Here is a 25,967-nt window from a genome sequence, read left to right on the forward strand (position 1 = left end):
CGGCCTACCGGCCGGAGGGCTGAGGCGTCGACGCCCGGGAGCCGACGGTCGACTCGAGGTGGGTGCGCACGGCATCCGGGATGGGGACCGGGCGGCGCGTCTCGCGGTCGACGTAGACCTGGGCCCACAGGCCGTGCGCGGCGATGTCGCCGTCGTCGGGGAGGAACAGCCCGAACTCGAGGACGACGCTCGTGCGCCCGGTGCGCCGCACCCGCACCCCGACGTCGACGGTGACCGGGAAGGACACCTCGCGGTAGTAGCGGCAGCTCGTCTCGGCGACGAGTCCGAGGGTGGGGGCGACGCTCTCGTCGATGCCGGTCTCCTCCTGCATCCACGCGTTGAGGACGCTGTCGAACAGCTCGAGGTAGACCGCGTTGTTGAGGTGCCCGAACATGTCGTTGTCCGACCAGCGGGTGGGCACCGGGCGCAGCACGTCGAAGTCGCCGCGGCGCAGCTCGCGCGGGTCGGGATCGGTCACGGTGCCGATCGTAGGCCCAGGGTGCGCTCGAGCAGGGTGCGCACCTCGTCGCTCAGCTCGACCTCGGGCAGCTCGACGTCGAGGGGTGGTGCGTCGCAGCGCACGCCGTAGCAGAACGCGTCGGGGACGGCGGGGCGCTCGGCGGCCCGGTCGGCGATCGCGGGGAGGGTGTCGTGCGCGAGCAGCGAGCGCCAGGCCCGGGCGTCGCCGCGGGGCAGCTCGTCGAGGGTCACCGTGCGCTCGAGGGTGCGACCGGCGAAGCCGCCGGTGCGGCGCACGCTGACGGCGGTGCCCGCGCCGGGTGCGGTGACGGCATCCGGGCGGGTCGGGGCGGGGGCCCGGCCGAGGCTGCCGGATGCCGGGAGGCCGACCGAGTCCCAGGCCGCGCGGACGGCGTCGACGACCTCGGAGCCCTCGCCGTACCGCGCCGTCGCGGCCGCGACGGTGAGCCCGGCGAAGGTGTCGAAGTCGCAGTCGGCGCTGATGTCGCCGGTGACCGTGTCGAACCAGACCTGGCCGGCGACCTGCCAGGCAGGGCCGCCGACGGTCGTCGCGAGCACGTGGAACGCCTTGTTGGGGATGCCGGAGTTGATGTGGACGCCGCCGTTGTCGTCGTCGGTGTCGACGTAGTCGCGCATGTGGGCCGGCTGGGGGTCGGTGCCCAGGCGCGGGTCGTCGTAGGCGGTGCCCGGGGCGGCCATCGACCGGATGGCGACGCCCTGGACGTCGGGTCCGAGCAGCTCGGCCCCGACGAGCCAGTCGGCCTCGTCGGCGCCCTGGCCGAGCAGGCGCTGCTTGACGAGGACGCCGAAGACGTCGGAGACCGACTCGTTGAGGGCGCCGGACTGGTCGCGGTAGTTCAGGCCGGAGGTGTACTGGGTGACGCCGTGGGCGAGCTCGTGGCCGATGACGTCGAGGCTGCGGGTGAAGGGGAGGAAGACGACGCCGTCACCGTCGCCGAAGACCATCTGGGTGCCGTCCCAGAAGGCGTTGTCGTAGTCGCGGCGGAAGTGGACGCTGGCGACGAGGGGCAGGCCGCGCCCGTCGAGCGAGTTGCGGCCGTAGGCGTCCTGCCACAGCTGCCACGTGCTGCCCAGCCCGTCGTAGGCCTCGCGGACCTCGCGGTCGCCGGTGTCGGGGTCGCCCTCGCTGCGCACGAGTCGGCCGGGGAGCGTGCTGCCGCGCTCGGCGTCGTGGACGGAACGCTGCGGGCCCTCGGCGGTGCCGCGGGCCCGGCGCGGGCGCGGGCGGGCACCGGGGTCGGCGGTCGGGGGGCGCACCTCGGCGGTACGGCGCGACAGGCGCAGCTGCTCGTCGACCTCGAGCGTCGCCCGGGCGTGGGCGGCAACGTGGGGGTCGTCGGAGGCCGCGAGCGCCTCGAGGACGTACGGCGGCACGATCGCGCACACCGGGCGGGGCGGCGACGGCATCCGGGAGGGCGAGACACGGGCGGACGGGATCGGGTGGAAGGACGAGACGCGGGCGGACGGCATCCGGTGGAAGGACGGCACCCGGGCGGCGGACGGCATCCGGGCGGCGCCGGGCCGGGACGAGGGGAAGGACGACGACGGGAGCTCTCGGGACGGCATGCGGCAACCCTGCCCCGCGCCACCGACAGCCGCGACCCGGGTGCGCTCGCTCCCGGAGGAGCTCGGGAGGCCGAGGAGGAGGCCGAGGTCCGACGGTTCGACCGCGGCTACCGCGCAGTAGTCGCTGTCAGGGCAGCGAGTACCAGGCGGTAACGGGCGCTGCAGCGGCTGGCACCCGGTCGGGAGTGGAGGACACGCCGTTGCGGCGGGTGGCCCCCGGCGGGTTCTCCACTCTCGACGGAGGGAGGCGAGCGGAAGGGTCGGGCCCGGTCGGTCAGGTGGGTCAGCCCCGGTCGGTCACGTGGGTCAGCCCCGGTCGGTCAGCCGCGGTCGATCTGCATGACGACGGCCTTGGGCTCGGTGAAGAACTCCCGCGAGAAGTTGCCGCCCTCGCGCCCGACGCCCGAGTCCCCGACGCCGCCGAACGGGGTGCGCAGGTCGCGGATGAAGAAGCAGTTGACCCACACCGTGCCGGCCCGCAGCCTGGAAGCGACCCGGTGGGCGCGCGAGAGGTTCTCGGTGAAGAGCATCGCGTTGAGGCCGTAGCGGGTGTCGTTGGCCAGGTGCACGGCCTCCTCCTCGGTGTCGAAGGAGTTGACGACGCAGACCGGCCCGAAGATCTCCTCGCAGTACGGGGCGGCGTCGAGCGCCAAGCCGTCGATGATCGTCGGGCGCACGACCCAGGAGCCGTCGTCGGCCACGCCACCGGTGTGGATCGTCCCGCCGAGCGCCTTGGCGCCCTCGACGTAGGAGACGACCTTGTCGAAGTGCCGCTTGCTCGCGAGCGAGGAGAACTTCGTCGCCGGGTCGAAGGGGTCGCCGATCGTGAGCGCCTCGGCGGCCTCGACGAACCGGGCCATGAAGGAGTCGTAGAGGGAGGAGTGGACGAACAGCCGCGAGCCGGCGAGGCAGATCTGCCCGGCGTTGCGGAAGATCGCCTCGACCGCCCAGTACACGGCGTTGTCGACGTCGGCGTCCTCGAAGACGATGTTCGCACCCTTGCCGCCGAGCTCGAGCGAGACCGGGGCGAGGTGGGTCGCCGCCGACGCCATGACGTGCTTGCCGGTCGTCGACGAGCCGGTGAAGGTGACCCGGTCGACCCGGTCGTCACCGGTGAGGGTCGCCCCCGCCGGGGCGCCGTACCCGTTGAGCACGTTGAGCACGCCGGGCGGGAAGCCGGCCTCGGCCGCGAGGCGCCCGAGCATCGTCACCGAGGCCGGGGTGTCCTCGCTCGGCTTGATGATGCACGTGTTGCCCCACGCGATCGCCGGGGCGATCTTCCACGACGCCATCATGAGCGGGAAGTTCCACGGGCTGATCGCCGCGACGACGCCGGCCGGGCCGAACTCGCTGTACGTGTGGTGGCCGGAGTCCATCGGGTAGACCTCACCGACGTGGTCGCGCTGGTGGTCGGCGAAGAACCGGAAGTTCCACACCGACCGGGCGACGTCGTGCTTGGCCTGCGCGAACGGCTTGGCCATGTTCGTCGAGTCGAGGCGGGCGAGCTCGTCGGCGCGCTCCTCCATGAGGTCGGCGAGCCGGTGGATGGCCGCCGCCCGCTCGACGCGCCCCATCCGTGGCCAGGGCCCCTCGTCGAAGGCCCGCCGCGCGCTCTCGATGGCGCGCTCGGCGTCCTTCTCGGACCCCTCCGCCGCCTGGGCCCACACCTCGCGCGTCCAGGGGTTCCAGACGTCGAAGCGCTTGCCGTCGATCGACTCGACCTCCTCGTTGTCGATGATGTGGCCGAAGAACTGGATGTCGCTCATGTCGTTCACCTTCTGCGGTGGGGTTCGCCCGGATGCCGGGTCTCGGGTTCGGGTGCCGCGGTCGGAGCCGCGGTGGGGTGCCGCGGTCGGATGCCGTGGCTCAGGCTCGGGGGTCCGGATCACCCCGGCGCTCGGCGATCGTGACGTCGCCGGCGGCGAAGTGCGTCGTCGGCACCTCGCGCACGACGACGCGCACGCTCTCGACGGGGGCGCCGACGGTGTCGACGGCCGCCTGCGTCAGGGCGGAGATGAGGTCCCGCACCTGGGCGGGGGTGCGGCCCTCCACCATCGTCACCTCGATGTAGGGCACCTCAGGCCTCCGGTCCGCCGTTGAGGAACACCGAGCCGAGGTTCGTGAAGTGCAGCGCCGTGCTCGACCCGGGAGGCGCGAACACGGCATCCGTCATGCCGCCGGTGAGCACGATCCACCCGGCCTCGATGGCGTGGCCGCGGCGGGCCAGGTCGTTGGCCGCGAGGGCGAGCGCCTCGCCCGGGTGGCCCTGGACGGCGGCCCCCGTCGCGGAGTCGACGACGACACCGTTCGTCTCGACGAGCACCGCCTCGAGGGCGAGGTCGAGCTCGGCCGGGGGCAGGCCGATCGGCCCGGTGACGAACGCCCCCGACGAGGCGTTGTCGGCCGAGACGTCCCCCGCGGTGAAGCGGAAGTCCTTGTAGCGGCTGTCGATGACCTCCGCGCCGCCCCACACCGTCTCGACGGCGCCCATCGCCTCGGCGCACGTGACGCCCGGGCCCTCGAGCCGGTCGCCCATGACGAAGACGATCTCCGGCTCGATGCGCGGGTGGATGAGCTTGCCCTGGGGCACGGGGTCGCCGACGGGCAGCACCATGGCGTCGGTGAGCCAGGCGACGAACGGGAAGTGCACGCCCATCCGCTCCTGCTTGGCCCGGCTCGTGAGCCCGAGCTTGACCCCGATGAGCTTCTCGCCGCGCTCGAGGCGTTTCTGCAGGTTGAGGTCCTGGATCTCGTAGCCGGTGTCGAGGTCGAGGCCGGGCCAGTCGTCCGTGAACGGCTCGCGCTCGCGGCGCTCGTCCTCGCAGGCGAGCAGCTCGGCGGCGACGGACGCGACGTCCCAGCCGCCCGGGGGCGGGCCGGCCATCAGCGCACCCCCATGCCGGCGAGGTCGCCGAGGTCGACGAGGTTGCGGCGCTCCTCGGCGAGCTGGAGGGCGATGTCGATGATCATGTCCTCCTGGCCGCCGACGTAGCCGTACTCGCCGACCTTCTGAAGGATCTCGTGGGCCGGCACGTCGTAGCGCTCGGCGGCCCGCTCGGCGTGGAGGAGGAACGAGCTGTACACCCCGGCGTAGCCCTGGGTGATGGACGCGCGGTCCATCCACGGCAGGCGGGGGATGAACGGTCGCACGACGTCCTCGGCGGCCGAGAGCACCTCGCCGAGGTCGACGCCGGTGCGGATGCCCATCCGCTCGAAGGTCGCGGCGAGCACCTCGGTCGGGCTGTTGCCGGCACCGGCACCGAGGGCGCACAGCGCGCCGTCGATCTGGAGCGCGCCGGCCTGGTAGGCGAGCACCGAGTTGGCGATGCCGAGGCTGAGGTTCTGGTGACCGTGGAAGCCGACCTGCGCCTCCGCGCCGATCTCGTCGATGACGGCCTTGATCCGCTCCTGCGCGTCGGACAGCACGAGGGCGCCCGCGGAGTCGACGACGTACACGCACTGCGCCCCGGCGTCGACCATGATCCGGGCCTGCTCGGCGAGCTTCTCCGGCGACGCCTTGTGACTGAGCATGAGGAACCCGACGGTCTCCATCCCGAGCGCGCGCGCCGCCCCGAAGTGCTGGATCGACACGTCGGCCTCGGTGCAGTGCGTCGCGATCCGGGCCACCGAGGCGCCGGCCGCGTGGGCGCTCTTCAGCTCGTGCACCGTGCCGAGGCCGGGGAGCATGAGGATCGCGATCTTCGCCTGGGTCGCCTCCTCGACGGCCGCCGCGATGAGCTTCATCTCGTCGACCTTGGAGAACCCGTAGTTGAAGCTCGAGCCCCCGAGGCCGTCGCCGTGCGAGACCTCGATGACCTGCACACCGGCCGCGTCGAGGGCGTGCACGACGCCGCGCACCTGCTCCTCGGTGAACTGGTGCTGCATGGCGTGCGAGCCGTCGCGCAGCGTCGAGTCGGTGATCCGCAGGTCGCGCTCACCACCGGCGGCCGGCGTGTTCGCGAGCACCTCGGACTCGGTCACCTCGTCGGTGACGACGGGGGCGTCCTCGGGGCGGATGGTCATGTCACCCATGTCAGACTCCTGCCTTCTGGGCGGTGGTGGTGCCGTCGGCGGTGGCGTCGGAGCCGACGAGCGGGTCGGGGACGTCGCCGAGGTCGCTCGAGGACTTCCACGTCGAGGCGACGCCGAGGCGGTGGGCGACCATGATGTCGCCGACCCGCGCGGCCGCCGCGGTGATGATGTCGAGGTTGCCGGCGTAGTCCGGCAGGTAGTCGCCGCGGCCCTTGACCTCGATCGGGACGAAGACGCGGGCCATGCCCTGCCACAGGTCGCGGGCGTGGTCGAACTGCGGCTCGGCGCGCAGGTGGTAGCCCGGCACGTAGTCCTGCACCTGCTTGACCATCGCGTGGATCGACTCGAGGATGCGGTCCTGGAGCTCACCGGGCTCGCCCGCCTCGGCGGGGACCGCGCAGAACACCGAGTTGCGCATCATGAGCGGCGGCTCGACGGGGTTGAGGATGATGATCGCCTTGCCCCGGTCGGCGCCGCCGACGACCTCGAGGGCCGCGGCGGTCGTCTCGGTGAACTCGTCGATGTTCGCGCGGGTGCCGGGGCCCGCCGACTTGCTCGAGATCGACGCGACGATCTCGGCGTACGGCACGGGCACGACGGACGAGACGGCCTTGACCATCGGCGTCGTCGCCTGACCGCCGCAGGTGATCATGTTGACGTTCGTCGCGTCGAGGTTGAAGTCGAGGTTGACCGGGGGGCACAGGTACGGGCCGACCGCCGCGGGCGTGAGGTCGACGGCGAGGATGCCGGCCTCGGCGTAGCGCGGGGCGTTCGCCTCGTGCGCCTTGGCCGAGGTGCACTCGAAGACGATGTCGGGCAGCTCGTCCTGGGCGAGGAGCCAGTCGACGCCCTCGTGGCTGGCCTCGAGCCCGAGCGACTTCGCGCGGCGCAGGCCGTCGGATGCCGGGTCGACGCCGATCATGAAGCGCGGGTCGAGCACGTCGCTGCGGCGCATGAGCTTGAACATCAGGTCGGTGCCGATGTTGCCGGGGCCGACGATGGCGGCGGTGCCCTTGGTCCTGGTGGGTGTGGACATGGCGCTCCTCAGGCGGTGGGGGTTCAGGCGAAACGGGCGGTGACGCTGCCGAGCCCGGCGAACGTCGCGGTGAAGGTGTCGCCGGCGGCGACGGGGGACATCGCGCACACGGCGCCCGGGAGGACGACGTGGCCGGCCTCGAGGGTGATGCCGCGCGCGCCGACGGTGTTGGCGAGCCAGACGAGGGAGTTGAGCGGCGAGCCGAGCACCGCGCCGCCCGCGCCGGTGCCGACGACCTGGCCGTTGCGGTGGAACGTCGCGCCGGCGAGGCGCAGGTCGACGGCGCCGACGTCGGTGGGGGTCGAACCGAGCACGACGGCGCCCGAGCTCGCGTTGTCGGCGATCGTGTCGAACAGGCCGATCTTCCAGTCCCGGATCCGGCTGTCGACGATCTCGAGGGCCGGCAGGACGAAGTCGACGGCGCGCAGCGCCTCGTGCACGGTGACGCCGGGGCCCTTGAGGGGCTTCTTGAGCACGAAGGCGACCTCGGGCTCGACCCTCGGCTGGAGGAAGGCGTCGGTCGGGATCGGCATGTGCTCGAGGTGGAAGAAGTCGTCGAGCAGGTGGCCGTAGTCGGGCTCGCTCACGCCGAGCAGCTTCTGCATCGCCGCGCTCGTCAGGCCGACCTTGTGGCCCTGCACGGTGCGCCCGGCGGCGAGGCGCTGCTCGATCTGGAGCAGCTGGATCGCGTAGGCGTCCTCGAGGGTCATGCCCTCGTGGGTCGCGGTGAGCGGCTCGAGCGGCTCCTTGGAGTCGTAGGCCGCGAGCAGCCGACCGGCGACCTGCGTGCGGGTCTCGTGGTCCACGGGGTGTCCTTCCTCAGGGGCTGCGCGCCCCCGGGCGGGGACGCGCCGGCGCCGACCCCCTCGACGGTACGGATGTCCGGGGTGGTGGCGCCCGCCACGTTCCGCTCCCGGGAACGTGGGAAGGCGCCGGTCGGGCGGAGGTGGACGGCATCCGCCGTCGGGCGCAGGTGTGCGGACGGCATCCGGCGTCGGGTGCCGGCGTACCGGTCGGTCAGCCCGCGTGCGCCCGGGTGATCCGGCGGCTCGCGGCGAGGAGCACGGGCACGAGCCGGTCGACCCGCGGCTCGATGACCTCGGTGGGGCCGAAGACCGACACCGAGGCGACGGCCTGGCGACGGTGCATGACGGGGACGGCCACCGACGAGGCGCCGTCGAAGGACTCGCTGTGCGACACGGCGTACCCGAGCCGGCGCACGTTCTCGAGGCAGCGGTCCCAGTCGGCCTCGGTGCGCACCGTCTTGCTCACCCGGGGCGGGAAGCCGGCGCGGCGGCGAGCCAGGTCGGCGTCGCGGTTCCAGGCGGAGATCGCCTTGCCGCTGCTCGCCGTGTGGGCGGGCAGTCGGCGGCCGAAGTGCCCGAGGATGCGCACGCCGTCGCTGTTCTCGATCCGCTCGACGAAGACGATGTCCGGCCCGTCGGGCACGGAGAGGTTGACGGTGAGGCCGGTCGCCATCGCGACCTGGCGCAGGAAGGGCAGCGCGGCGTGCCGCAGCTCGTTGCGGGCGAGGGCGAGCGAGCCGAGCTCGTAGACGTGGATGCCGAGGCGGTACTGGCCGCTGTGCTGGTCCTGCTCGACGAAGCCGCGGCTGGCGAGGGTCTGCAGCAGCCGGTGGGCCGTGGACTTCGCGACGCCGAGGCGGCGGGCGATGTCGGAGACTCCGAGCTCACCGTCGGTCGCGAAGCACTCGAGGACGTCGAGGGCGCTGCCGACCGACTTGAGCGAGGAGCCGTGGGTCGCGATGCCCTGGGCTCGCTTCGGGGTGGTGGCGCACCATGCGTGCTCCTGGGCGGCGATCGACATCCTGGGCTCCCTTGCCTCGTCCGATGGGGTGACACTGCCCGCCGCACCGTGGTTCGATCAACGAATGCGTTCCACTGAGCGGAACGGTCCCCCCGTGACCCTGCTCGCACGCGCCGCGGCGATCGTCGGGGCGTTCGACGAGCACGCCCCGGTGCTCGGCCTCGCCGAGCTCGCGAGGCGCACCGGGCTGCCGAAGACGACGGTGCACCGGATCGTCGCCGAGCTCGTCGCGCTGCGGGTGCTCGAGCGGCAGGACGACGGGCCGTCGGGGGAGGGGTACCGGCTCGGCATGTGGCTCTTCGAGCGCGGTGAGCTCGTGCCGGCGCACCGGTCGCTGTCCGACGTGGCGCTGCCGGTCATGGAGGACCTGCGCGAGGCGACCCGCCAGCGCATCCACCTCGCCGTGCTCGAGGGGGTCGACGTCGTCTACGTCGAGATCCTCGGGACGAGCGGGGTCGACGTCGCCTCCCGCACCGGGGGGCGCCTGCCGGCGCACGCGACGGGGGTCGGCAAGGCGATGCTCGCCTACAGCTCGGCGGCGACGGTGCGGGCGCGCGTCGAGGCCGGGCTGCCGCGGCTCACCCCCCGGACGATCTGCACGCCGGGGGCCCTGACCCAGGAGCTGCGCAAGATCCGCACCGTGGGCATGGCCCTCGACCTCGAGGAGTCGCACCTCGGCGTCTCGTGCGTCGCGGCCCCGGTGTTCGGGGCCGACCACAAGGTGCGCGCCGGGCTGTCGGTGACCGGGACGACCCGCACGATGGACCCCGGCACGCTCGGCCCGGCGGTGCGCACCGCGGCGTTCACCCTGAGCCGGGCGCTGCGCGACTCCGGCCTCTGACCCTCGCCCGGCATCCGGCGTGAGAGCGGGGGGTGGCTGCCCCGGCGACACGTCCGCCCTCGTCAGGCCTCGACTTCGTGCGGTTTACACACGGTTCTCGCACGTCCGGGCCGGTGAGAACCGTGCGTAAACCGCACGAGGTCGGATGCCGCGGGGTGGGTCAGCGCCCGGCGCCCGGATGCCGGGGGGCGGGTCCGCGCCCGGCGCCCGGATGCCGGGGGCGGGTCAGCGCTTGATGAGGGGGGAGTTCACGCCGCCGGCCTTGTCGCCCTCGTTGAAGAACTCCTCGCGGTAGATGTCGCGGGGGAAGAGGCGCTTGCTCATCAGGGTCTTCAGCGCGGCCTCGACCATGAGCGGAGGGCCGCACAGGTAGCCCTTGCACCCGGAGAGCGAGGCGTGGTCCGCCGCGAGGACGTCGGTGACCATCCCGTAGGCATAGGCGTCGGGGTCGTCGCCGGACGCGGCCACGTCCTCGGCCGTCTCCTCGGACAGGCACGGGCGGTAGGTGAACTGGTCGTACTCCGCGGCCAGGCGGCGGAAGACGTCGACGTCGTACAGCCACTCGCGCGACCGCCCGCCCTGGTAGAGCGTCATCTCGCCCTCGTAGCTGCCGTTCTCCAGGCCGTGCCGGAGCATCGACTTGATCGGGGCGAGGCCGGTGCCGCCCGCCACCATGATCGTGTGGTTGTCCTGGCCGGTGTGGAGGACGAACCGGCCGTACGGCCCGGACATGGGGATCTGGTCGCCAACGGCGAGGGTCCTGAACACCCACCCGTCCGTGCCGCGCCCGCCGGGGACCTTGCGGACGTGGAACTCCAGGGTCCGCGGCTGCGACGGCGGTGAGGCGATCGACCACGTGCGGTCGACGCTCCCCGCCGACCCGTCGGCGGCGGCGGGAACGGTGAACTTCATGTACTGGCCGGCGTTGAACGCCATGTCCCGGTCGAGCTCGACGACGAGGCGCACGGTGTCGCGGGCGACCTCGTCGAGCGACACGAGGGTGCCGACGAAGTCCTCGACGGAGTGCATCTCGATGTCCTCGTCGACGTCGATGTCGGCCTCGATCGTCACGTCGCTGCGCGGCGTCGCGCAGCACGTGAGCAGCTTGCCCTCGTCCCGCTCGAACTCCATGAGGGCGAACGTGCTCGCCTCGCCGTGGTCGACGTCACCGTCGACGATGTCGCACTTGCACGTCGCACAGGTGCCGTGGGTGCACGAGTGCGGAAGCCACACGCCGGCGCGCAGGCAGGCGTCCAGGATGGGCTGGTCCTCGCGGCAGACGACCTGGCGGCCGAGGGGCTCGATGGTCACGACAAAGGACTCAGGCATCAGGTGTCACTTCCTGGTGGGTCTGTGGAGGGGGGAGGAGACGAGGGTGGGGCGTGCCGTGCTCCGGGCACGGCACACCCCACCCCGGCCTCGGGTCACGTGCTGGTGAACCCCAGCACGGCCTTGTGGGTCAGGCCGAGGTCGGCGAGGGTCTTCTCCGCCGAGACCTGGATGGGCTCGGTGTCCCGGTTGACGGCGAGGAACCAGTCGAACTGCTCCCAGCCCTTGCTCGCGTCGAAGTCCGGGTCCTCCTCGTGGTAGGGCACGAACACCCCGCTCCAGAAGTCGGCGAAGGTCATCTGCGGCGAGACCCGGTGGGTGGAAGCCGCGACGAACCACGGGTTCCCCTTCCACCAGACGTGCAGCAGGATGTCGTCGCCGTAGAGCTCCTGGGCCGATCGGGACGCGGGGTTGTACTCGCCGATGGACCTGGTCTCGGGGCGCGTGATGGTGTCCTGGAGCGTCATGTCACTGTCCTCCCTCGGCACCGGCGGCCGCCGGGGCGTGGTCGTTCTCCACGTGGGCGGGGTCACCGTGCCACTTCAGCCAGTTCTGGTGGTCGACCGACCCGATGTACTCGCCGCCGTCGCCCTCCTCGAGGCCGTACCACTCCAGGACGTCGGGCAGCGTCGGGCCACCGCAGTTGCCCTGGTAGATCTGGTGCACCGGCAGCCACGCCCGGCGGTACTTCACCGGCTCGTGGTCGAAGATGTACTGGCACCCGTCCGAGCACATGTTGTAGCGCTCGCCCTCGAAGATGCTCTCCCGCTGGGCCTGGACGAACGGGTCGTCGGCCTCGGTGAAGCCCATCGGGATCTGGCACACCTGGCACAGCTGCGGAAGGCCGCGGATGAAGTGGCGACCGCCGTTCTCGATGTTGCGCTGCTCCTTCTCCCACAGCTTCCGGTAGGTGGGGAAGGTCTCGGGGTACTGCTCCTCGAGCCAGTCCATGTGCTGAGCCGTCGGGACGGTCGTCGTGAACGCCGCCGCGTGGCTGAACTGGTAGAGGATCCAGTAGGTCTGGTGGGAGATGTGCTCCTTCTCCTGGATCGCCTTGTCGACGTGCATCGGGGGCCGGATGCCGTAGTAGGCGAGGTCCTCGAAGAGGCCCTTCATCATCTGCTCCTCGAAGTACAGCTCGAAGGCCTCCTTCCAGCTCATGAACTCGCGAGGGAGCATGTAGTCGAGCATCTGGGCGACGAGCGCGAGCAGGCGGTACCCGCGCCAGAACCACTTGTCGAGCCAGTACTGGACGATCGGGACGTTCTTCTCGTCCTGCTCCAGGAGGAACTTGATCGCCTCGAGGCCGAGGGTCATGTGCCGGCTCTCGTCCGACTGCGCCGAGAAGCCGAAGGTCATCGTCGGCAGGTCACCGTTGAACGACGCCCCGGACATGAACGGCACGAAGAGCAGGTTGGTCAGCAGGTACTCGAAGGAGAAGCCGATCGAGATGAGCCACTCGAACGGCCCGGCCGACAGCGCGTCCTCGAAGAAGGACTTCGGCACGGAGAGGTACCAGACGCGGTCGTGCTGCTGTGAGAAGTTGTGGAAGCCGCCGTAGTACTTGTTGTAGTTCGACAGCGTGTGGATCTCGGTCTGGGCGTGGCGCATCTCGTCGAGGCACTGGCACAGCGCGGCGAACCGTGGGCCACCACCCTCGAGGTGGCGAGCCAGCATCGCGAAGTTGCGGTGCGCGTTGTACTCGTTCGGCGCGATGCCCTGGATGAAGAGCTTCATCGCGTTGAGGTAGCTCGCGTCGGTGAGGCTCAGGTGCCCCTGGCTCTGCGCGAAGCCGTCGAGCACGGCGTAGAGCCGCTTGTCCTTCTCGGCCTGGTACTTGGTGTACGCGTCGACGGTGAGGCGGAAGGGGTCCTCCCACTTGCTCCAGTCGTGGATCGTGATCCCCTCGAAGGTGGTGAGCGGGTAGAGCTGCTCCCTGGAGACGTAGCTCGGCTCCCAGTCGAGGTCACGGGTGAGGGCCGAGTAGCGGTCCTTCATGCTCAGCTTGCGCTGAGCCTTCGGTGCAATGGTCATGTGCGAAGTCCTTGTCTACGAGGCGGTCTCAGTGGTCCCAGGCAATGAGGATCTGGTCGTCGTCCCACTCCTTGATGTGGCCGAAGTAGGAGATGATCGCGAGCTGGAACTCGTGGGTCTCCCACTCCCTTCCGAGGCGTTCCTCGACGCTCGCGCGGTGGATGACGAGGCGACCCGGGGACGTCACCCGGACCAGACCGGGCATGTGGCGCACGGTCGCGTCGTCGTTGTCGGCCTCGATGGCCTCGATGACGGCGCGGTTCTGCTCGTTCTCCTGGATGTCGACGCCGACGGGGCGATCGGCGGTGGCGGTCACGGGGTCAGCTCCTTGGCGACACCGAGGGCGGCGTAGGCCGCACGGGTCTGCTCGATGGTGGCCGTGAGCGCCTCGACGGCCCCGGCGTCGACGAGTCCGTCGACCGCCTCCATGACCGGCGCGAGCGCCTCGCCCACGGTGGTGAGGGTCTGCGAGACGACCGCCGAGAGGGTCTCGACGTTCGCCGTCCCGTGCTCGGGGTCGGCGGCCCACGCCTTGTAGAGCGCGTCGAACCACTTGCGCTGGTCGAGGAACCACGTCGAGAAGTGCTGGGCGACGAGCGAGTACGACCCCGCTCCGGCGCCGATCGCGACGTCGTCGAGGTGGGTGAAGAGCAGCTGGTAGATGACCCGGTCGGTGACGTCCAGGGCCACGATGGCCTTGCCCCAGTCCTGCTCGACGAGCGTCAGCTCGACGTGCTTGCGCAGTCCCTGCCAGGTCGGGTCCTCGACCCACGCCGTCTTGGCGACCGCGAGGGGCTCCGCCGTGCCGCCACCGAGGGAGATCCCGGCCCGTGAGAGCATCTGCGCGTTGCCGATCCGGTCGAAGGAGGCGTACGAGAAGCACTGCGTGATCGACGTGCCCCAGCCGTAGCGCGCCGCAGCCGCGCTGATCATCTGGGCCGCGCCCTCGTAGTGGCGCAGCGGCAGGACGATGTTCTGGAGGAGGCTGTGCCAGGACTCCGGGAGGCGGTCGAACAGGCCGCGCTTCTCGAGGTAGGACAGCGTCGCCGCGAACGCCTCGTGAAGGTCGGCCCGGGCCGAGACGTACGGCGTGTAGTAGTACTGCCGCGGGTCCATGTAGGAGTACGGGTCGGCCAGCTTGAGCGCACTGAAGTCGGGGGAGTAGATCTCCATGTCCGGGGCCCACAGTGGCTTGTACTGGAAGTTGGCCGATCCCTGGAGGTCGACCGTCCCCTCCTCGTAGCGCGAGGCCGGGCGGTCACCGTAGCGGTTGCTGACGTGTGTGAATGTCTTGCGGCGCGGCTCGATGACCTGCGTTCGCAGCTCGATCTGCACGAGTCCTCCTTGGGTGGGGTGCTGTTCCCGGGGCGGGGTCAGACGTTGACGTGGTGGTGCGGGAGACCGGACTCCACGAGGAGTCGGACGAGAAGGTCGGGGACGGCGTCGGCGTCCGCGAGCTCGTGGGGCAGCTCGCTCGCGAACCCGTCGCCGACGAGCCGGCCGTAGGCGGTCCCGTCCTCGAAGGTCGTCGACACGCGAGCTCCGCGGCCGCGGTAGCCGACCGTGAAGGCGAGCTCGTTGGCGAGGACCTCGTCGACGAGGGTGAGGCGCTCGTCGCCGTGGGCGAGCACGACGTTGGCCTCGCAGACGAGCTGCTCGGCCAGGGCACGGATGGCGACGTGTCGGTCGGCTCCCGTGCTCGTGGCGATCTTCTGGCTGATGCGCGTCATCGGCATGGGCGCCAGCGCGTCGAGGTCGGCGTCCGCGACCTCGGACTCGTCGACGTCGACGAGCTCGGCGACGCGCAGCATGAAGGGGGTCATCGGGTGTCCTCTGCTCGAAGGGAGGCTGGGCTGTGGGCGAGCGCCGAGGCCACGGCGGCGGCACCGGCCGTCGCGACCGCCTTGTCCTGGGCGGCGGACCCGCCGGACGCACCGACGGCGCCGACGAGCAGGCCGTCGACGACGACCGGTACACCACCGCCGAAGGCGGCGACCCGGCCACGCTGGGCGATGCCCTCGCGCACGGCGTCCTCACCGGCGATCGCGTCGTAGAAGTCGTCCGTCGGGATGCCGCCGAAGCCGGCCACGGTCCACGCCTTGTCCTGGGCGATCGAGCCCGAGACCGCGAAGGCCCCGTCCATCCGGGCGAACGCGAGGAGCCCGCCGGTGCGGTCGGTGACGGCGACGTTGAAGGCGCCGCCGACCTCCTCCGCCCGCGCGAGGGCCGCGTCGAGCGCGACCCGTGCCCCGGCATACGTCAGGACGGTCTCGGTACGGACCAGCATGGCTCTCCTCGTCGGCGGTGACGGCGGGTGGCGGTGACGGGCAGTGACGGGCGGTGGTGGAACAGGGTGCGGCGCGGTGACGGCGGCGCGAGGGGTGCCGCCGTCACCGGCGTGGGGGCCGACTCAGGTGAGGACCGAGGTGAACGCGTCGTTGAGCTCGCGGGCGTGGTAGAACACGCCCTTGCCGAGCGCGTCCGGGGTCCACACGTTCATCGGGCGGTCCGGGTAGGCGAGGTAGCCGCCGGCGAAGACCTCGTTGCGGTTGCCCGACGGGTCGAAGAAGTAGACGGTCTGCCCGCGGGTGATCCCGTGGCGGGTCGGGCCGACGTCGATCGGCACGTCGTCCATCGAGAACAGGTCGGCCGCGCGGCCCACCTCGACCCAGTCACCGAGCCGGAAGGCGAAGTGGTGCAGCTTGCCCTGGGGACCGGCGAGCACGGCGAGCTGGTGGATCTGGGTGGAGTTCGTCATCCACGTCGCGATGATGTCGGCGTCGTCGTCCAGGCTCGTCTGCACCCGCTCGGTCGCGTAGAAGCCGAAGACGTCGCTGAGGAAGCGGTCCATCTGGCCCGGGTCCTCGGCCGTGATGAGCGAGTGGTCGAGGGCCGGCACCCCGACGCCGATGAGGTGGCGGGGGAACGAGTCGGGGTTGTGGGTGCCGACCTCGGTGCCGACGAGGGTGGCCTCGTGGTAGACCTCGAAGACGTGGTCGGACGGGGTCGTGAACCGGATGCCGTCGCCGATCTCCGGGTTCTCGCCCTTGCTCATGCGCTCGACGGTCACACCGAAGGCCTGGGCCTTCTTCTCGATGTCGTCGATGTCGCTGGAGTACTGGACCTTCCAGCCGTACTTGACGAGGCCGACGCCGCCCTCCTCGAGGACGACCGAGTGGTGGTCCCACTCGTCCCAGGCCTTGTAGTAGACCTTGTTGCCCTCGGCGAGGGTCTCGTACAGACCCATCGTGTTGGCGTAGTGGTCCTTGGCCTCGGCCAGGTCGGTGACGCGGACGTGGGCGTAGCCCAGCCTCATGACTGCCATTTACTGCTCCTTGTGGGTGGTGCCGGCCATCTGGGTCGCGGCAGCGTGGGCCTCGGCGCGCTGCCGAGCCTTCTCGTTGATCAGGTGGAGGAAGGTGTTGACGAGCCGGACGTTCTCGCCCCTCAACTCGATCGTGATGTCCGTGTCGGGCACGGCCCGGCACGTGAGGCAGGTGCCGTCGAGGTGTTCGGCCTCGGTGAGCACGGTGTCGGCGACCGGGTGGTCGTAGTGGAACTCTCCGGAGCGGCAGTCGACCTTGCAGATCGCGCAGCCGCCGCGCCGGCATCCGACCGTGTAGGCGAAGCCGGCCTTGTAGAGACCGCTGAGCACGGTCTCCCCGGGCTCGAGGTAGATGACCTCGCCCGTGGGCTGGATCGTGACGGTCGGCACTGGCGCTCCCTTGCGTTCAGTGAGGGAGCGGCGCGGTGCCGCTCCTTCATCGAGAGTCGCCGGGGCGCGGGGCGGGAACCACACACGTTCCTCACGATGGAACGTCGGGCACCCTCGCGCGGGTCGGTCGTCGGGTCGTCAGCCGACGCGGCGCGCCCGGGCCCGGCCCGGCCCGTCCACGGCGAGTCGGACCGGGCCGGTCGCAGGTGGCAGGGGTGCGCCGAGCACCCCGGCGTGCGTGAAGACCTCGAGCACGAGGTGGTCGATCAGGATGCCGGTCGGCCGGCTCGGTGCCGGGCTCGCGATGCTCGTCGGGAGGTCCCAGCTGCCGGCGGCGGTCGTCACGGTGACCCGGGCGCCCTCGCGGACGAGCTCGGCGACGTGGGTTCCGGTGGCGTCGGTGAGTGCCAGCCGGACCGGTTCCCCGCGGTGCTCGCCGGATGCGTCCCACTCCACCCACGCGGCCGCGGGCAGCTCGACCCCGTGGTCGGCCGCGGCGACGCCGACGACCGGGCCGGTGGTGACGACGGGGTGGGGTTCGGCGACGAGGACGTCACCGTCGAGGGAGAGCACGTGCGGCACGCTGAGGGCGCCCGCCCAGGCCCCGTCGGGGTCGAGCACCCCGCGCAGCCAGTGGATGACCCCGGGCCGGCCCTCCCGGTCGACGAACGCCGACGGGGCGTAGGGGGCGGGGCCGAAGCTCAGCCGGGCCCACGCCGTCGCGGTGAACCTGCCGTCGGCGAGCTCGCCCAGCGCGTACGCGGCGTGGTGGCCGGTGCCGGGCTCCCAGACCGAGAGCAGGAGCACCCAGCGGTCATCGATGACGAGCAGCTGCGGGCACTCCCACGCACTGCCGGTCCACACGGGGTCGGTGCGGCTCGTGTGCCGGCGGGCCAGCTCGCCGTCGGGGGTCCACGTCTCGAGGTCGGGGGAGACCCACGTCCACGCGACGGCCGTGCCGTCGGCGAGCCCGCCACCGACGAGCATCCGCCACCGGTCGCCGTCGCGCAGCACGAACGGGTCGCGGAAGGCCGTGACGTCGTAGCCCTCCGGCACCGTGACGACGACGGGCCCCTTCTCCCAGGCCGTCCAGTCGTCGTCGAGCGGGCGGGCGACCCGGATCGAGCCGACGTCGAGGGCCCCGTCGGCGACCGAGGTGTAGAAGAGGCGCGCGGTGGCCGCCGGGTCGCGCTCGTCGACGACGACGCACCCCGACCACACGCCGGCGTCGCCGTCCCCCGGAGCGAGTGCCACCGGCTGGTGCCGCCAGCGCAGGAGGTCCTCGCTCGTCGCGTGCGACCAGTGGCAGGCCGGCGACCAGTCGACCGAACCGGGCACGTGCTGGGCGAACAGGTGGTAGCGCCCGGCGTGCCAGGTCAGCCCGAGCGGGTCGTTGACCCAGCCGGTGCGTGGCGTGAGGTGCACGAGCGGTCGGTGGCCGGCGCCCGGCATCCGGGGCGCGGTCCCACCCGGCATCTCGTCCGGCGCACCGCCCGGCGCGCCACCCGGCATCTCGTCCACGGCGCCCGGGTCAGCGCCGCACCGCGGCGGCCATGAGCCGCTGGGCGGTGTCGGAGTGGAAGAGCAGACCGGACAGGCGCGCCATCTCGTCGCCGTGGGCGTCGAACGCGGCGAGGAGGTCGGCGCCGAGCAGCCGCTTGGCCTCGACGAGACCCTGGCGGGCGCCCGCCCGCAGGTCGTCGAGCACCCGGCCGACGGCGGCGTCGAGCTCGTGACCCGGCACGACGTGGGTGACGAGGCCGTGCTCGCGCGCCTCGGCGGCGCCGAACTCGCGACCGGTGAGGAACCAGTCGGATGCCGCGCGCGGGCTGAGGCGAGCACGCAGCGGGATCGAGATGACGGCCGCCGCGAGGCCGAGGCGCACCTCGGTGAGCGCGAATCCCACGTCGTCGCGGCAGAGCACGAGGTCACTCGAGGCGACGAGGCCCAGGCCGCCCGCGCGCACCGGCCCGTCGAGGCGACAGACGACGGGGACGGGCAGCGCGGCGATGGTGTGCTGGAGCCCGATGATGCCCCGCGCCGACGCGACCATGTCGACGGTCGCGGCCTCCTTGAGGTCAGCGCCCGAGCAGAAGACCCGGTGCGAGGAGCGCAGCAGCACACCGTGGAGCGACTCGTCGGCCCCGGCCTCGGCGAGGTGCTGGGTCAGCTCGGCGACGAGGCGGCGCGACAGGGCGTTGCGGTTGGCCGGGGAGTCGAGCGTCAGGACGGCGATCCGGTCGTCGTCGGTCCGGTGCACCAGTGCGTCGCTCACGCGCCCGACCCTAGCCAATGGCCCGGCTCGTGGCCCCTCGGCGAGGCCCCCCGGCATCCGACGTCTTGCACATCACCCACGTCGCCGGGGCGGATCACGGGGGTCCGAGGTGGGTGATGTGCAAGGGGTCGCGGCCGAGCGGCGGCGTCAGCCGTAGGTGTCGCGTGGTCCGCGGCCGTCCTGCACCCGGCGCTGGCCACGCGACCACGACGGCGACCCGGGGCCCGCGACGCGCAGCTCCGCGACGGTGCCCTCCCCGACCTCCTCGGCGAGGCGGGTGAGCAGGCTCGAGGAGAGCAGCCGCAGCTGGGTCGCCCAGGCGGTGGAGTCGGCCCGCACGGTGAGCACGCCCTCGACGAACTCGACCGGCGTGCAGTGCTGGGCGATCTCGGGGCCGACGATCTGCGGCCAGCGCCCGATGACCGCACCGACGGCGACGTCGACGGCCCACCCGCGCTCGACGACGAACTGGTCGAGCTGCTCGCCGAGCAGCCTGGGGTCACGCCCCGTCGACGACCGTTCGCCGACCGGCACGTCCTTGACCCGGCGGCGGGGTCGCAGCCCGGGCCTCAGGCCCTTCGCCCGGGCGGCGGCGCGAGCCCGGGCGAGCGCCGCGGCGGCCGCCTCCTCGGCGTCCCCGACCGGCATCCGGTCGTCGGACTCTCCGGGCGAAGCCCCGTCCTCAGCGGACCGGCCTTCCCCGGCAGGGTGGGGGTTCTTCGGGTCACCCGAGGAACCCGAACCGGGAGGGGTTTGAGGTGGGGGTCCGGCTGCGGCAGAGGGGTTCTCGGTGTCACTCACACTCGACCACCGCGCCCAGGGTCACGGCGTAGGTGCGGCCCTCGAGGCTGCCGGGGACGTCCTCGGGCACGGCGGCGGTGATGACGACCTGCTCGCAGTCCGCGACCATCGCGGCCAGGCGCTCGCGCCGCCCCGAGTCGAGCTCGGCGAACACGTCGTCGAGGACGAGCACCGGGTCGTCCCCGAGGTCGGTGCGCAGCAGCTGGTATGCCGCGAGCTTGAGCCCCAGCGCGAACGACCACGACTCGCCGTGGCTGGCGTAGCCCTTGGCCGGCAGCTCGCCGAGGGTGAGCACGAGGTCGTCGCGGTGCGGCCCGACGAGGCTCACCCCGCGCTCGATCTCCTGCTCGCGCACGAGCGCGAGGGAGGCGAGGATCTCCTGCTCGAGCTCGTCGACCTCGGGCACCTCGCCGGCCGCGATCCGGGCCGCGGTCTCGTCGCGCAGCGAGGACCGGTAGGACACCCGGGCGTTCGACTCCGCCGCACTCACCTCGTCGTAGGCCGACGCCAGGTGGGGGCCGAGGTCGCGCAGCAGCCGCAGCCGCGCATAGAGCAGGTGCGACCCGGCACCGGCGAGCTGCGAGTCCCAGACGTGGAGGGTGTGCAGCGCCGAGTCACGTTGTGCCGCAACGTCTCCCGCATCGGATGCCGGCCCGCCCCGTGGCTGCCCGTGCCCTCCGCGCCCCCCGCGCCGCAGCACCGGAGCCGCGGACTTCAGGAGGGCCCCGCGCTGCTTGAGGATCTTGTCGTAGTCCGAGCGGACGCCGGCCCAGCGCGGCTGGCGGGCGACGAGCAGGTCGTCGAGGAAGCGGCGCCGCTCGCCGGGGTCGCCCTTGACGAGGGCGAGGTCCTCCGGGGCGAAGAGCACGGTGCGCAGCGTGCCGAGCACGTCACGGGGCCGGGCCACCGGGGAGCGGTTGAGCCGGGCCCGGTTGGCCCGCCCCGGCGTGATCTCGAGCTCGACGAGCGTCTCGCGCCCGTGGCGCACGACGACCCCCCGCACGACGGCCTGGCTCGTGCCGAACCGGACGAGGGGGGCGTCGGTCGCGACCCGGTGGCTCGACAGCGACGCGAGGTAACCGAGGGCCTCGACGAGGTTGGTCTTGCCCTGCCCGTTGAGCCCGACGAGGGTCGTGACGCCCGGCTCGAGGGGCAGCTCGGCGGCGGCGTAGCTGCGGAAGTCGACGACGGTCAGGTGGCGGACGTGCACCCGTCAGCTCTTCTTGGCGGCGCGCTTCCGCGTCGAGCCGGTGCCCGAGGTGGGGCCGGCGGATGCCGCCCCGGAGCCTGCCGCGCGCCCCGACGTGGACCCGCCACCGGACGACGGCCCGGCGCTCGCGGCCTTGCGGCCCTTCGCGGCGGCGGCCTTCGCCGAGCGGGTGGGCGCCTCCTTGCGCTCGGCCTTCCTCCGGGCGGCCGTCGCGCTCTTCGGACCGGCGACGGCCTCGGCCCGCAGATCCTCCCCCTCGGCGGTCGTCATGACCTTGTGCCCGCCGAACTGGCCACGCAGCGCGGCCACCGCCTGCATCGTCGGTGAGCTCTGCTGCCGGGAGGCGAAGCGGGCGAACAGCGCCGCGGAGATGACCGGCATCGGCACCGAGAGGTTGATCGCCTCCTCGACCGTCCACCGCCCCTCGCCCGAGTCGGAGGTGTAGTCGGAGACGTCGTCGAGGCCGGGGTTCTCCTCGAGCGCCTTGACCATGAGGTCGAGCAACCAGGAGCGCACGACCGTGCCGCGGCTCCACGCCTTGAACGCGCCGGGGACGTTCTCGACGATGTCCTTCTTCTCGAGCAGCTCGTAGCCCTCGGCGTAGGCGTGCATGAGGCCGTACTCGATGCCGTTGTGCACCATCTTCGTGTAGTGCCCCGCACCGACCTTGCCGGCGTGGACGAAGCCCTCGTCGCGCGGCCCCTCGGGGCGCAGGGCGTCGAAGATCGGCATCGCCCGCTTCACGTTCGCCGCGGTCCCCCCGACCATGAGCCCGTAGCCGTTGTCGAGCCCCCAGATGCCGCCGGAGACCCCGCAGTCGAGGTAACCGATCCCGCGCGCCCGGAGCAGCCTGTCGTTCTCGACGTCGTCGGTGAACTTGCTGTTCCCGCCGTCGATGACGAGGTCACCCTTGTCGAGCAGCTCGGCGAGCCTGCCGACCGTGTCGCGGGTGGGGGCCCCGTGGGGGACCATGACCCACACGACGCGCGGTGCCTGCAGCCGGGCGACCATGTCGGCGAGCGACCGGGCGTCGGAGACGGCCTTGTTGCGGTCGTACCCCACGACCTCGTGGCCCGCGCGGCGGATCCGCTCGCGCATGTTGCCGCCCATCTTGCCCAGTCCGACCAGACCCAGCTGCATCTCGTGACTCCTCGTGGTGTGTGGTGCGGCGACGGGGGGTGCGCTTGGAAGCGAAGGCTACGCCGACGGCATCCTGAGGTGGGGTGTCAGGACGCGAAGCGCACCGGCATGAGGACGTACCGGTACGAGGTGTCCGCCTCGCCGTCCTCCTCGGCCTGGCCGGAGAGCACCGCCGGGCGCGAGGCCTGGGTGAACGAGATGCGGCTGAACGGCGTGCCCACCGCGCCGAGGCCGTCGAGCAGGTAGGTGGGGTTGAACGCGATCTCGATCTCGGGGCCGGTCAGTGTCGCCTCGACGGCCTCGGACGCCTGGGCGTCGTCGCCCGTGCCGGCCTCGATGGCGACCTGGCCCTCGGAGAAGCGCAGCCGCACCGGGGTGTTGCGCTCGGCGACGAGGGCCACCCGCTTGACCGCCTCGACGAGGTCGTGGGTGCGCACGACGGACTCGGTCTCCGAGGTCGTCGGGAAGATCGAGGAGACCTTGGGGTACTCGCCGTCGAGCAGGCGGGTCGTCGTGCGCCGCCGCCCGGCCTCGAAGCCGACGAGGCCGTCACCGCCGGCCGCCGTGCCGAGGGCGACGTCGATGGAGCCGCTCGCCCCGAGGGAGCGGGCGGTCTCGGACAGGGTGCGCGCGGGGATGAGCACGACGTGGCTCGCGTCGGTGGCGCTGGGGTTCCAGTGCAGCTCACGCATCGCGAGGCGGTAGCGGTCGGTGGCGAGGAGCGTCATCCGGTCGCCCTCGATCTCGACGCGCACGCCGGTGAGGATCGGCAGGGTGTCGCCGCGGTCGGCGGCGACCGACACCTGCGCGACGGCCTGGGTGAACACATGGCCGTCGACCGAGCCGCTCGGCTCCGGGGAGGTCGGCAGGGTGGGGTAGTCGTCGGAGGGCATCATGAGCAGGCTGAAGCGCGAGGATCCGCAGGTCACCTGGACCTTCGAGCCCTCGGTGGCGACGTCGATCGGCCGGTCCGGCAGGTTGCGCGAGATGTCGGCGAGGAGGCGGCCGAGGACGAGCACGGTGCCGGGCTCGGCGACGTCGGCCGCGACCGTGATCCGGGCCGAGACCTCGTAGTCGAACGCCGAGAGGGTGAGCGTGCCGTCGTCGTCGGCCTGCATAAGGATGCCGGCGAGCACGGGCACCGGGGGACGCGCGGGGAGCCCCCGGGCCACCCAGGTGACCGCCTCGGCCAGGACGTCGCGCTCGACGCGGAACTTCACGGCATAACCACCTTCGTCGGGCGCGAGGTGCGTCGCGCCTGCTCTGTGCACACATGTGTCCCCGTCCGCGCGGCGGGTCTCGCGCGGAGGCGGCGCCGACGCAGGCGGGGTCACGACACTAGTGCACGCCCCCAGACCGCGACAGCCGGTCGCGGGAGCTCGTCGTCGGGGTGCCGGTTCGGTCGGGTCGTGGTCGGGGCGGGATGGGAGATTGCTGGATCTCGTCATCGTGGTAGGAGCTGTGGATGCTGTGGACGGCGCGGTGTCCGCGCTGGTCGGCGCCTCGATGGGGGGTGTGGACGCGCGGTGGACGTGCCCGTGGAGGACAGGGGTCGGCTGGTGACGGCCGTCGGGCGTTCACAGGGTGTCCACGACGCGGTCGCGGGCCGTCCACCTCGACGCGCCGGTTGTCCACAGCCGTCCACAGGCGTTGTGGACAACCGTGCCTCCCGGATGCGTCGGTTCGCGACGGCTGCCCGAGTTGTCCACAGGTTTGGCCACAGCTCGTGGACGGCGCCGTACGGTGTCCGTGCGGGGCGGAGGGGGTCCGGTCGGGCGGCGACGAGCGTCGCGTTGTGGACGCCGTGGTGACCCTGCCATCGACAAAGGTGCCACAGCGGATGTGGACGGGCTGTGGACAACCCAGGGGCCGGGGCCGGGTCAGGTCGACTGCTGCTTGATCCGGTTCGTCAGCTCGGTGACCTGGTTGTAGATGGCGCGGCGCTCGGCCATGAGCTGACGGATCTTCTTGTCGGCGTGCATGACCGTCGTGTGGTCGCGGCCGCCGAACTGCTGGCCGATCTTGGGCAGCGAGAGGTCGGTCAGCTCGCGGCAGAGGTACATGGCGATCTGCCGGGCGGTGACGAGCACCCGGGACCGGGACTGTCCCTGCAGGTCGTCGAGGGTCAGGCCGAAGTACGCGGCGGTCTGCGCCATGATCGTCGCCGGCGTCACCTGGCTCGAGGCGTCGTCGGGGATGAGGTCGCGCAGCACGATCTCGGCCAGGCTCATGTCGACGGGCTGCCGGTTCAGGCTCGCGAAGGCGGTGACCCGGATGAGGGCGCCCTCGAGCTCGCGGATGTTCGTCGAGATCCGCGAGGCGATGAACTCGAGGACGTCATCGGGCACGGACAGGCGCTCCTGGATGGCCTTCTTGCGCAGGATCGCGATCCTCGTCTCGAGGTCGGGGGGCTGGACGTCGGTGAGCAGCCCCATCTCGAACCGGCTGCGCATCCGCGCCTCGAAGCCGCTGAGCAGCTTGGGCGGCACGTCGCTCGTGATGACGACCTGCTTGTTCGCGTTGTGCAGGGTGTTGAAGGTGTGGAAGAACTCCTCCTGCGTCTGCACCTTGCCCTGGAGGAACTGGATGTCGTCGATGAGGAGCACGTCGACGTCGCGGTAGCGGCGCTGGAAGTTGGCGGCCTTGTCGTCGCGGATGCTGTTGATGAAGTCGTTCGTGAACTCCTCCGAGTTCACGTAGCGCACCTTGACGTGGGGGAACAGGTTGCGGGCGTAGTGCCCGATGGCGTGCAGCAGGTGCGTCTTGCCCAGACCCGAGTCACCGTAGATGAACAGCGGGTTGTAGGCCTTGGCCGGGGCCTCGGCGACGGCGACGGCCGCCGCGTGCGCGAACCGGTTGCTGGCCCCGATGACGAACGTGTCGAAGGTGTACTTGGGGTTGAGCCGGGTCACCTCGACCTGCTCCGGCACCTGGGCCCCCGGGCGGGGGCGGCGGGCCCCCGGGACCTCGACGAGGCCGGGGATGCCGCGCGGGTCGGTGCCGCGTGCCGCGTCCGCGGCGCCATGGTCGCCACCGAAGCCGTGCCCGTCGTGCTCGGCGACCTCGTCGACGCCGAGGTCGAGGTCGTCGATCTGGCGGCGCCGGTCGGCCACCCGGAGGTCGTGGCCGTCTGCCGGCCGCTTCCCCCCGCCGCCCGACAGTGCCCCGTCGACCTCGTGGCCGTGGACCTCGCCGTCGAGCCCGTGCCCGTCGAGGGCCGGTGCCTCGGCGAGCGAGGGGTCGACGGTGACGGCGAGCCGCACCTCGCGGCCGAGCTGGCTGCCCAGGGTGGCCGTGACCCGGTCGCGCAGCCGGGTCTCGACGACGTCCTTGGTGAAGTCGTTCGGGACGGCGATGAGCGCGGTGTCGTCGAGCAGCCCGACGAGCTTGGCCAGCGACAGGAACGCTCTCTGCTGCACCGGGATGCCGTCGGAGTCGAGCACCTCGAGGGTCGTGCGCCACAACTGGGTCATCGTCGCGTCCGCCACTCGGGTCCCCGTCCTTCCGATGGCCGCACGGCCGATCGACTGTGCCCGGTCACCGGGACCGACCCCTGCGTCCACATGGTTGTCCACAGGCTGTGGGTATGCAACGCGGGGTCGAGCGGCGTGTCGTGCCGTGGTGCGGGCTCTGCTCCGTGAGATCCTAGGGTCTTTTCCG

Annotated in this window: 26 protein-coding genes; 1 reads left to right on the forward strand and 25 read right to left on the reverse strand. The window is 72.0% G+C overall.

Annotated elements, in window-relative coordinates; genetic code table 11:
* Nucleotides 1-4: 4 nt before the first annotated feature.
* From ABD899_RS13445 to ABD899_RS13485, 9 genes are all read right to left on the reverse strand, one after another.
* Nucleotides 5-478 (reverse strand): acyl-CoA thioesterase, encoded by a 474-nt coding sequence (locus ABD899_RS13445; RefSeq protein ID WP_345206848.1) that lies wholly within the window; start codon nucleotides 476-478, stop codon nucleotides 5-7.
* On the reverse strand, nucleotides 475-2,067 hold the full coding sequence (locus ABD899_RS13450) for a protealysin inhibitor emfourin (RefSeq protein WP_345206850.1): 1,593 nt from the start codon (nucleotides 2,065-2,067) through the stop codon (nucleotides 475-477). Before ABD899_RS13450 ends, ABD899_RS13445 begins: the two co-directional genes overlap by 4 nt.
* A gap of 320 nt (nucleotides 2,068-2,387) precedes the next feature.
* Nucleotides 2,388-3,833 carry an aldehyde dehydrogenase gene (locus ABD899_RS13455; protein WP_345206852.1) on the reverse strand — a complete coding sequence of 482 codons (1,446 nt, stop codon included), beginning with the start codon at nucleotides 3,831-3,833 and terminating at the stop codon, nucleotides 2,388-2,390.
* Nucleotides 3,834-3,933: 100 nt separating this feature from the next.
* Nucleotides 3,934-4,143 carry a 2-hydroxymuconate tautomerase gene (thmT, locus tag ABD899_RS13460; RefSeq protein WP_345206854.1) on the reverse strand — a complete coding sequence of 70 codons (210 nt, stop codon included), beginning with the start codon at nucleotides 4,141-4,143 and terminating at the stop codon, nucleotides 3,934-3,936.
* A gap of 1 nt (nucleotide 4,144) precedes the next feature.
* Nucleotides 4,145-4,951 (reverse strand): 2-keto-4-pentenoate hydratase, encoded by an 807-nt coding sequence (locus tag ABD899_RS13465; RefSeq protein ID WP_345206856.1) that lies wholly within the window; start codon nucleotides 4,949-4,951, stop codon nucleotides 4,145-4,147.
* Complete coding sequence (gene dmpG / locus ABD899_RS13470) at nucleotides 4,951-6,099, reverse strand: 4-hydroxy-2-oxovalerate aldolase (protein ID WP_345206858.1); 1,149 nt, start codon at nucleotides 6,097-6,099, stop codon at nucleotides 4,951-4,953. Before dmpG ends, ABD899_RS13465 begins: the two co-directional genes overlap by 1 nt.
* A gap of 1 nt (nucleotide 6,100) precedes the next feature.
* Nucleotides 6,101-7,135 carry an acetaldehyde dehydrogenase (acetylating) gene (locus ABD899_RS13475; protein WP_345206860.1) on the reverse strand — a complete coding sequence of 345 codons (1,035 nt, stop codon included), beginning with the start codon at nucleotides 7,133-7,135 and terminating at the stop codon, nucleotides 6,101-6,103.
* A gap of 23 nt (nucleotides 7,136-7,158) precedes the next feature.
* Nucleotides 7,159-7,941, reverse strand: a complete 783-nt coding sequence (locus ABD899_RS13480; RefSeq protein ID WP_345206862.1) for a 2-keto-4-pentenoate hydratase — start codon at nucleotides 7,939-7,941, stop codon at nucleotides 7,159-7,161.
* Nucleotides 7,942-8,152: 211 nt separating this feature from the next.
* Entirely contained in the window at nucleotides 8,153-8,962 is an 810-nt protein-coding gene (locus ABD899_RS13485; RefSeq protein ID WP_345206864.1) for an IclR family transcriptional regulator, read from the reverse strand.
* A 94-nt stretch (nucleotides 8,963-9,056) separates the two neighbouring features.
* Here ABD899_RS13485 and ABD899_RS13490 point away from each other — a divergent pair, with 94 nt between their 5' ends.
* Nucleotides 9,057-9,803 carry an IclR family transcriptional regulator gene (locus tag ABD899_RS13490; RefSeq protein WP_345206866.1) on the forward strand — a complete coding sequence of 249 codons (747 nt, stop codon included), beginning with the start codon at nucleotides 9,057-9,059 and terminating at the stop codon, nucleotides 9,801-9,803.
* Nucleotides 9,804-10,028: 225 nt separating this feature from the next.
* On the opposite strand, the gene ABD899_RS13495 is transcribed toward ABD899_RS13490, so the two are convergent.
* The 16 genes from ABD899_RS13495 to dnaA all read right to left on the reverse strand — a co-directional run bounded on the left by ABD899_RS13495 (nucleotide 10,029) and on the right by dnaA (nucleotide 25,780).
* Entirely contained in the window at nucleotides 10,029-11,132 is a 1,104-nt protein-coding gene (locus tag ABD899_RS13495; RefSeq protein WP_345206868.1) for an NADH:ubiquinone reductase (Na(+)-transporting) subunit F, read from the reverse strand.
* A 95-nt stretch (nucleotides 11,133-11,227) separates the two neighbouring features.
* Complete coding sequence (locus ABD899_RS13500) at nucleotides 11,228-11,599, reverse strand: phenol hydroxylase subunit P4 (RefSeq protein ID WP_345206870.1); 372 nt, start codon at nucleotides 11,597-11,599, stop codon at nucleotides 11,228-11,230.
* Between the two features lies 1 nt (nucleotide 11,600).
* Nucleotides 11,601-13,166: a ferritin family protein gene (locus tag ABD899_RS13505; RefSeq protein ID WP_345206872.1), complete on the reverse strand. Its 1,566-nt coding sequence runs from the start codon at nucleotides 13,164-13,166 to the stop codon at nucleotides 11,601-11,603.
* Between the two features lie 28 nt (nucleotides 13,167-13,194).
* Nucleotides 13,195-13,482 (reverse strand): MmoB/DmpM family protein, encoded by a 288-nt coding sequence (locus ABD899_RS13510; RefSeq protein ID WP_345206874.1) that lies wholly within the window; start codon nucleotides 13,480-13,482, stop codon nucleotides 13,195-13,197.
* Complete coding sequence (locus tag ABD899_RS13515) at nucleotides 13,479-14,501, reverse strand: ferritin family protein (RefSeq protein ID WP_345206876.1); 1,023 nt, start codon at nucleotides 14,499-14,501, stop codon at nucleotides 13,479-13,481. The genes ABD899_RS13510 and ABD899_RS13515 overlap by 4 nt, the downstream gene beginning before the upstream one ends.
* A 38-nt stretch (nucleotides 14,502-14,539) precedes the next feature.
* Nucleotides 14,540-14,989 carry a hypothetical protein gene (locus ABD899_RS13520; protein WP_345206878.1) on the reverse strand — a complete coding sequence of 150 codons (450 nt, stop codon included), beginning with the start codon at nucleotides 14,987-14,989 and terminating at the stop codon, nucleotides 14,540-14,542.
* Entirely contained in the window at nucleotides 14,986-15,453 is a 468-nt protein-coding gene (locus ABD899_RS13525) for a GlcG/HbpS family heme-binding protein (RefSeq protein WP_345206880.1), read from the reverse strand. Before ABD899_RS13525 ends, ABD899_RS13520 begins: the two co-directional genes overlap by 4 nt.
* 123 nt (nucleotides 15,454-15,576) lie before the next feature.
* Entirely contained in the window at nucleotides 15,577-16,491 is a 915-nt protein-coding gene (locus tag ABD899_RS13530; RefSeq protein WP_345206882.1) for a catechol 2,3-dioxygenase, read from the reverse strand.
* Entirely contained in the window at nucleotides 16,492-16,881 is a 390-nt protein-coding gene (locus tag ABD899_RS13535) for a 2Fe-2S iron-sulfur cluster-binding protein (protein ID WP_345206884.1), read from the reverse strand.
* Nucleotides 16,882-17,019: 138 nt separating this feature from the next.
* Nucleotides 17,020-18,393, reverse strand: coding sequence for a glycoside hydrolase family 32 protein (locus tag ABD899_RS13540; protein WP_345207090.1), 1,374 nt, complete (start codon nucleotides 18,391-18,393; stop codon nucleotides 17,020-17,022).
* 19 nt (nucleotides 18,394-18,412) lie between these two features.
* Entirely contained in the window at nucleotides 18,413-19,156 is a 744-nt protein-coding gene (locus ABD899_RS13545; protein ID WP_345206886.1) for an enoyl-CoA hydratase-related protein, read from the reverse strand.
* A gap of 147 nt (nucleotides 19,157-19,303) precedes the next feature.
* The gene (locus ABD899_RS13550) at nucleotides 19,304-19,804 is read right to left on the reverse strand and encodes a DciA family protein (protein ID WP_345206888.1); all 501 of its coding nucleotides are present in this window, start codon (nucleotides 19,802-19,804) and stop codon (nucleotides 19,304-19,306) included.
* Between the two features lie 145 nt (nucleotides 19,805-19,949).
* Nucleotides 19,950-21,167: a DNA replication/repair protein RecF gene (locus tag ABD899_RS13555; protein ID WP_345206890.1), complete on the reverse strand. Its 1,218-nt coding sequence runs from the start codon at nucleotides 21,165-21,167 to the stop codon at nucleotides 19,950-19,952.
* 3 nt (nucleotides 21,168-21,170) lie between these two features.
* Complete coding sequence (gene gnd / locus ABD899_RS13560) at nucleotides 21,171-22,307, reverse strand: phosphogluconate dehydrogenase (NAD(+)-dependent, decarboxylating) (protein ID WP_345206892.1); 1,137 nt, start codon at nucleotides 22,305-22,307, stop codon at nucleotides 21,171-21,173.
* Nucleotides 22,308-22,393: 86 nt separating this feature from the next.
* Nucleotides 22,394-23,527, reverse strand: a complete 1,134-nt coding sequence (dnaN, locus tag ABD899_RS13565; protein WP_345206894.1) for a DNA polymerase III subunit beta — start codon at nucleotides 23,525-23,527, stop codon at nucleotides 22,394-22,396.
* Nucleotides 23,528-24,187: 660 nt separating this feature from the next.
* Entirely contained in the window at nucleotides 24,188-25,780 is a 1,593-nt protein-coding gene (dnaA, locus tag ABD899_RS13570; RefSeq protein ID WP_345206896.1) for a chromosomal replication initiator protein DnaA, read from the reverse strand.
* Nucleotides 25,781-25,967: the final 187 nt, after the last annotated feature.

The sequence above is a fragment of the Fodinibacter luteus genome (genome assembly GCF_039541575.1).
Taxonomy (GTDB): Bacteria; Actinomycetota; Actinomycetes; order Actinomycetales; family Dermatophilaceae; genus Fodinibacter; species Fodinibacter luteus.